At 34.0% G+C, this 4,713-nt stretch carries 5 protein-coding genes; 2 read left to right on the forward strand and 3 right to left on the reverse strand.

What is annotated here, in order from left to right; genetic code table 11:
* A partial coding sequence (locus ACJML3_RS07270; RefSeq protein WP_406021943.1) for a hypothetical protein occupies positions 1–299 on the reverse strand: 299 nt, incomplete at its 3' end.
* A 420-nt stretch (positions 300–719) separates the two neighbouring features.
* Between ACJML3_RS07270 and ACJML3_RS07275 the strand changes: the two genes are divergently transcribed.
* The gene (locus ACJML3_RS07275) at positions 720–2,087 is read left to right on the forward strand and encodes a DUF4910 domain-containing protein (RefSeq protein WP_406021945.1); all 1,368 of its coding nucleotides are present in this window, start codon (positions 720–722) and stop codon (positions 2,085–2,087) included.
* A complete protein-coding gene (locus ACJML3_RS07280; protein WP_406021947.1) occupies positions 2,084–2,914 on the forward strand; it encodes a formyltransferase family protein in 831 nt (276 codons plus the stop codon). Before ACJML3_RS07275 ends, ACJML3_RS07280 begins: the two co-directional genes overlap by 4 nt.
* 53 nt (positions 2,915–2,967) lie before the next feature.
* On the opposite strand, the gene ACJML3_RS07285 is transcribed toward ACJML3_RS07280, so the two are convergent.
* Together ACJML3_RS07285 and ACJML3_RS07290 are read right to left on the reverse strand one after the other, a co-directional pair.
* A complete protein-coding gene (locus tag ACJML3_RS07285) occupies positions 2,968–3,561 on the reverse strand; it encodes a PD-(D/E)XK nuclease domain-containing protein (RefSeq protein WP_406021949.1) in 594 nt (197 codons plus the stop codon).
* Positions 3,562–3,612: 51 nt separating this feature from the next.
* Positions 3,613–4,713, reverse strand: a 1,101-nt coding sequence (locus tag ACJML3_RS07290; RefSeq protein WP_406021951.1) for a transposase, incomplete at its 5' end; no start/stop codon positions are given.

Genomic DNA, 4,713 nt, shown 5'->3' on the forward strand with positions numbered 1-4,713 from the left:
TTTAAAGACTCATCAGACTGCAGCTGCTTATGAATACACTTGTGACTTAAAGTATTATCTGGATGAAGTCTGTTATAGCTCTCATGCATAGAACAGAGAGTAAACTCAGACTTCTTTACAGGAGCACACATATTTTTAACTGCATTGATAAGGTACGATGACAAAGAGAACTTTCTTCGCCTTATCAGAGCACCTTCTTGACGTGCAATGGATTCAATATGCTCTTTTGAGATAACAGATGTTAAAGAAGTTGCATTAAAGGTTGACTTTGGAGTGATAATAAGTGATAATTTCTGCATGGGATTTGCCTGTTATGTAATTGATTTTGAATACATTTATTATATCACAGACAATCCCTTTTTTATTATCTAAATCACTTAAAAATCAAGAAAATATCTAATAACATCCAAAAGTCCAGAATTCTGCAAAATCGATGCAAAAATCCTTCTTTTTAGAAAAATCTCAATAAGCTATCATACTGATTTGTATATCAAATTTTTAAAGAACTTTGTTTGAAATTTACTAATTTGACTATTAATAAATTCAACAATAATATTTAATCATTAATTCATAAAGGAATTTTAAGCTAAAAAGCTTAAGATCCTAGGTATGTTAAACTATCGTTATATTACAACTGTTTTCTCCTCTTAACGAAATTCGTGTCATAAAGTTGTAGAATCTGCTAGATAGGCAGTGTTCTAAAGAGAAAGGTTCAAGAAATGCAAAATACACTTGATCATGTTGAAAATATAGAGAATCTATTTGATCGATTGTTTCCTATTATGAGAAGTATTTTGGGAGAAGGTTATCGCTCTTCTTTAGATATTCTCAAAGAGTATGTTCCATTTTCATATAACTATTATCCTTCAGGCAAAAAAGTCCTAAATTGGGAAGTTCCTAAAGAGTGGGTAATTAACAAAGCTTATATAGAAAACTCTAAAGGACAACGAGTAATAGATATCAAAGATTCCACATTACACGTAGTAAATTATTCTCTTCCGGTAAATGATTATTTCTCATTAGCAGAGTTAAAAGATCACATTTACACTATTCCTTCAATTAAAGAAGCGATCCCTTATACAATCTCTTACTATAAACCAAGATGTGGATTTTGCATGTCTCAGGATCAGTTGGATTCTTTACCAGAAGATACTTACCATGCTGTAATAGATTCTTCTTTTGTAGATGGTAATCTCGTTGTTGGCGAATGTGTCCTAAAAGGTCACAGCAAAAAAGAAATACTAATATCCTCATATCTGTGTCACCCATCAATGGCAAATAATGAGTTGTCAGGACCTATTGTTCTTGCAATGCTGTACAACAGAATAAAAAGCTGGAAAGATCGTAAATACACTTACAGGTTTGTAATAACACCTGAAACAATTGGCTCAATTTCATATCTTTCTGATCATGGAGAAGAACTTAAGAAGAACTTACATGCTGGTTTTGTCCTAACTTGTCTTGGAGGAAAAAATCCATTGCGTATCAAGCTTTCTAGAAGGGGAAATGCACCCTTTGACAATCTTGTAAAAGAAATTGATAAAGGAGAGCTTGTCTCATCAATTAAAAATCTTCCGGAAAAAATGAGAATAGAGCCTTTTGATGCATCCTCAGGATCGGATGAAAGACAGTATTGTTCACCTGGTTTTAACCTGCCTGTAAGCCAAGTAGCAAGACTTGTATATGGTGAATACAGAGAGTATCACAACAGCCTAGATACAAAAGATGTAATGGGTATAGAAAATCTCATTACAAGCTGTGATCAGCTTGAAGCTCTATTAAAACTTGAAGAAGAACAGCTTTATTATGTAAATCGATATCCTTATGGAGAAGTAAAACTTGGTAACTATGATTTGTATCCGAGTTTAAACACGAATGGAGATCGAGAGTCTGATAGTGCAGCTTCATTAAAACAACAGATGAATTCTATTGACCATTTTGTGGCTAAGGTAATGAATTACCTTAATCTTGCAGACGGAAGCGTTTCATTAGAAGAAATGAAAAAGAAACTCCATTGCGGTCAAGAAGAAATCAAAATTATAACCAATATTTTATTGACAAAAGGTCTTATAGAAGAGGATTTATGACTGTTTTAGTTTCATTTATGTGTGGATCTCATCCAAGGCACCTATATATAGCAAATGAGCTATACAAAAATGGTCTACTGAAATCTCTGGTAGTTGAAAAAAGAGAAGCCTTTATTCCAAGTCCAGATCCAAATTGGAGTCAAGAAGATAAAGCTCTGTTTATAAAACACTTTAAAATCAGAGATGAATCTGAAAATAAGTTCTTTAAAGATATTCCACTAGATTTTTTCAAGAGCAAAGTTCCTGTGTTAGAAGTTTCAAAGGATGAACTTAACTCTGAAAAAACTCTTGAGTTTTTTAATCAAGATAAAGCTGATGTACTGCTTACTTATGGTGTACACAAAATTTCGGATGAAATAATAGATAACTTTCAAAATAATGCATTTAACATTCATGGTGGATTATCACCTGAATTTAAAGGTTGCATAACAATGTTCTGGCCGTTTTACCTTTTAAGACCTAACTGGGCAGGAATGACAGTTCATAGATTAACAAAAAGATTGGATGGTGGAGATATTCTTCATCAATGTGTTCCTACTCTAGAGTATGGGGATAGAATGCATGATGTTGCAAATAAAGCTATCGTAAAACTTTGTAGCGACTTATGTTTGATATTAAAATCAATAAAAGACGGATCTGCTTTAAAGACTGTTAAACAGAGCAGAAATGGAAAATTATGGATTTCAGAGGATTGGACTGTTTCTCATCTTCATCTTATCTATGATTTCTACAAAGACAAGATTGTAGATATGTACCTAAATGGTGAAATTTACAGTCCAGAAGTGAAACTTGTAAATTTCTTTGATAGCAATTCATGTAAAGAATAACAGATAGCTGTAATTTACGAGCTTAAGCCTAAATTGCAGCCTCTTTTTATTCTCTATAAAATCTTTTTAGAAACGATGTAGCATTGTTTATTGAAAAAAGCAATTCCATAAGTTTCAATTGAATGAACTGTTGGCAATTCTAAAAAATCTTTTGCATATTGTTTTTCTTCAATTTGCAAGAGCGCTTTTTGAGCAACTACTTTCATATCTTTTTCGCTAGGTGAACTCTTAAGTTCCAAAATAGCAACTTTGGTCTTATCTGAATTTCTAAAAGAAATATCCGCATATCCATTGCCAGCTTCAAAATTGGATTTATATTCTTTTACCCATTTTTCTGAAACGGTAAATATTCCAGGCATAAAGCCATGATAGAAGTTCTCTGGTTTTGATTTTGTGGCTAAATCTCTGATAGAGACATATGAAGTCAACAATGAGTTAAGAATAGCAGTAACACTTGATGTGTTTCCTTCTAAAAATCCTGTAGCCAACTTTTCAGCCTTTTTATCAGGACCTAGAGTTAAATTGTCATCAAAGACTTTCTTGATATTAGACTCAAAGCAATTTAGAATTTCTTCATTTGGTATTTTTACAATGTAGTTATTCTTTGAAGGATTACCAACAGCTGTTAAGTAACCTGTATGTACCAATAAAGAGAAGAAATCATCGGGATCATGAAGTTTTAAATCATACCTAAGACCTTAAGCGATTTTTCTATCAGGTCTTGGGTGGTTAGCGATCTGCCAGATTAACAATGGCAGATCTTTTAATTCAACTCGATCTCGATTAGATGGCATTGAACGCTTAGCGTTCAGTGCTATGTCATCGAGAAGCTCTTTAAAAATTTGATATACAGTAGATAATCCTTTGCTGAGTAAAGCTTCATAAAGCTTTTTAAATACAGCATTGCGCTTATGCAGTTTCAGCATCGAAAGCCATTTAAGGTTGTTTTCAAATCTGGCTTTATGGCCGCAATAAGTTTTGATGACAGATACCAGCACAGACAGCAGCAGAAATATCAGAATGATATTTTTATCTGCTGAGTTTATGCTCTGAAGGCAGGAGCTCTGTTTATTGGCTTTATTGAATAGTTCAATAGTCCATCTTAAACGATAGAGCAGGTAAATCTGCTTTGCACACAGTCTGTCTCCTGGTATATTGGTTCTGATAATAGAGCATGAGTCATCATTGTGTTTATGATGTCTTACTATCACTCTGATTGAGTGTCCACGAGCTGATTCAACCTGTAAATCAGCATTGGCATCCAAAGGAAGCTGATTTACTTTAAGCCCTTTAAACTCTTTAATCTCTGCAAACTCATCAGATACTGCTTTTGTGATGGAGCCTGCGGTATTGGATTTACCTCTGATTAAAAAGAGGTTTCCACTGTCAGCAATACGCTTTTCAAGCTCTTCATTAACATAACCTCTGTCTGCGATGATGAGGCAGTTATTAAATCGCTCAGGATGTACGCAGTCGCGTTCAGAGCCTACAGCTTCAGTAATTTCAATGTACTCAAAGGTATGCTTAATCACTGAGAAAGCAACATGCAGCTTTAAACCTGGCCTTGGAGGTTTGCCATCAAGTCTTAATCTGCCTTTCCCCTTGCAGCTGAAGTTATCAGCACATGAATAGGAAAGGTCAATTTCAGTACCATCAATAAGGATGATGTCTTTGACTTTAAGCTCTGTTAAAAGCTTATCCAAATCCTCAGGCAGAGACTTTTTTAATTCTCTGTAAAAAGCTTTACTCTGATAGAGAGACAAAGCTTCAGCAAGCAGACTCTTAACCGTGTTTAAAGA

The sequence above is a fragment of the Succinivibrio sp. genome, assembly GCF_045124615.1.
Taxonomy (GTDB): Bacteria; Pseudomonadota; Gammaproteobacteria; order Enterobacterales; family Succinivibrionaceae; genus Succinivibrio; species Succinivibrio faecicola.

Bases quoted from the DNA above. Each gene is read 5' to 3' on its own strand.
- ACJML3_RS07275 (WP_406021945.1), top strand. From the start codon at position 720: ATGCAAAATACACTTGATCATGTTGAAAATATAGAGAATCTATTTGAT.
- ACJML3_RS07280 (WP_406021947.1), top strand. From the start codon at position 2,084: ATGACTGTTTTAGTTTCATTTATGTGTGGATCTCATCCAAGGCACCTA.